This is a genomic window from Agrobacterium sp. 22094 (assembly GCF_052046015.1).
Classification (GTDB): Bacteria; Pseudomonadota; Alphaproteobacteria; order Rhizobiales; family Rhizobiaceae; genus Agrobacterium; species Agrobacterium cavarae.
Genome location: NZ_JBQEPX010000033.1, coordinates 1 through 396 on the forward strand (window position 1 = coordinate 1; position 396 = coordinate 396).

At 33.3% G+C, this 396-nt stretch carries 1 protein-coding gene; it reads right to left on the reverse strand.

Annotated features, from left to right (window positions below; translation table 11 throughout):
* Nucleotides 1–396: RNA-guided endonuclease TnpB family protein (locus ACTJK5_RS23060; protein ID WP_440613324.1), on the reverse strand; the 396-nt coding region annotated here is incomplete at both ends.

Sequence of the window (396 nt, forward strand, 5' to 3'; positions counted from 1 at the left end):
CTTTAGATTGATACTTGCGTTAATATCCCTATCATGGTTTGTACGACAAGAAGGACAGTCCCATTCACGTAGGTTTAGATTTTTAACGTCTTTATTTTGATATCCACAACAAGAACATAATTGGCTAGAAGCAAATGTTTTCGATACGACAATGACTTGTTTGCCATACCATTTTGCTTTGTATTCTAACATGGATCGAAATTGTGACCAAGATACCTCACTAATTACTTTTGCTAACTTATGATTCTTTAACATATTCGATACTTGCAAATCCTCTATACCGATAACATCGTGGTTTTTGATGATTTCAGTTGAAATTTTGTCCAAGTAATCTTTTCTAGTATTTGATATGTATTCATGAATTCTAGCTACCTTTACTCGTTGTTTATTCCAGCG